1 protein-coding gene is annotated in these 1695 nt (G+C 68.3%); it reads right to left on the bottom strand.

Features of this window, described 5'->3' with window-relative positions; genetic code table 11:
* The coding region (locus tag CQ13_RS11600) for a condensation domain-containing protein (RefSeq protein ID WP_245309145.1) at positions 1–1695 on the bottom strand (1695 nt) is incomplete at both ends.

Raw genomic sequence — 1695 nt, forward strand, 5'->3', positions numbered from 1 at the left:
GGATGCACTGCTCCGCCGGATAGGGGGCCGCCGTCCGGTTCAACTCCTCCAGGAGGTAGGCGCGCTCAGCGGACGGCAGGATGTCGAGCTCGCGCACCGGCGTGTTGGGGGCATGCTCCAGCGCCTCCGCCAGTTGCTCGAGCGCCCGCTGCATGTAGCCGCAGACCCGATCCGCAGAGACAGGCTCCGCCACCTGCGCCGTCAGGCCGAGCGCTTCGCCATAATCCTCGACCGACAGGGTCACGGGATAGTTGGTGCGCTCCTCGCCGCCGAGCCATTCCACGCCCGACAGGACATCATCCGTTCCGGAGCCGGGCGTGGCCGCCGGCCTGTTATGGCGGTAGTTCAACAGCGCGCTGAACAGCGGCGCCGGCGCCGCAACGCCGCTGCAGCGTTGCGCCAACGCCAGCGAGGCATGCTCATGCGCCAGCAGCTCGGCCAGCCGGGCGTGCGTGGTCCGCACGCTCGCCTCGACCCCGGTGCCGTCCAGATCAAGCCGCAGCGGCAGCGTGTTGATGAACAGGCCCATGGTGCGGTCGGCACCCGCGCCGCCATGCATGCGGCCAAACAGCACCGTGCCGAACACCACCTGCTCTCGGCCGCTGCTGCGCGCCACCACCTGCCCCCAGGCCAGATGGCACAGGCTGGCCAGGCTCACCCCAAGCCGCCGCGCCTGGCTGCGCAATCGCGCGTTGAGCGCCTGCGGCAGCCTCCGATGCGCCTCATGAACCCCGCAGCCGTCGCCGTGGACCTCGCTCAAGCCAAACGGCGTGGTCGGCGCATCGATGTCCCCCAGCAGCCCCCGGAAGAACTCTTCATGCGCCTTGGCATCAACACCAAGACGCGCCTGCGCCACCAGATTGCGGAACGGCTGCGGGGCTATCAGCTCATGCTCGCGCCCCTCCAGCACGGCCCGGACCTCGGCATGCATCACCTCCAGCGTGGTTTGATCCCCGATCAAATGATGCTGCAGCTGCAAGAGCAGCCAGCGCGCGCTGCCGGGATCGCGCGCGGTCACAAACCGCAACAGCGGCGCCCGGCCAAGATCGATGCGCTGCCGGCGCGGATCAAACCTCAGCCGGAGCTCATCGGCGCCGGGACCATCATAGCCATCCAGCTCGACCTCGCTCACCTCCAGCGGCGCACGACGCCACACCACCTGGGCCGGGCTCGACAGTCCTTCCCAGACAAAGGCCGTGCGCAGAATGTCGTGCCGATCCACCACCCGCTGAACCGCACCAAGATAGCGGTCCAACAGGCCACGGTCGGCAAACGCCGTCTGCGACACCAGCAGGTACGGATCGCCATGGCTGGCGAGCAGATGATGGAACAGGATGCCGTCCTGCAGCGCCGACAAGCCATAAATGTCCTGGATGTTGCCGACGCCACCAGGCACCATGGCGACGATCCGATCGATCTCCGGCTGGGCCAGCTCGATCAGCGGCAGCATCTGCGGCGTAATCGCCGTGCTGCTCGCGGTGATCAGGTTGGCCGGGACCGCCACCTCCTGATGACTGCCCAGGCTTGCGGCCAGATCCGCCAGCACCGGCTTGGCGAACAAGGTCTGCACCTCGATCCCCAGCGACAGCCGCCGCAGACGCGCCATCAGCTGCACCGCCAGCAGCGAATGGCCGCCAAGCTCAAAGAAGTTGTCGTGCCGCCCGACCCGAGCCACACCGAGAAGCTCGGCCCGGC

The sequence above is a fragment of the Bradyrhizobium retamae genome, from assembly GCF_001440415.1.
In the GTDB taxonomy this organism is placed as follows: domain Bacteria; phylum Pseudomonadota; class Alphaproteobacteria; order Rhizobiales; family Xanthobacteraceae; genus Bradyrhizobium; species Bradyrhizobium retamae.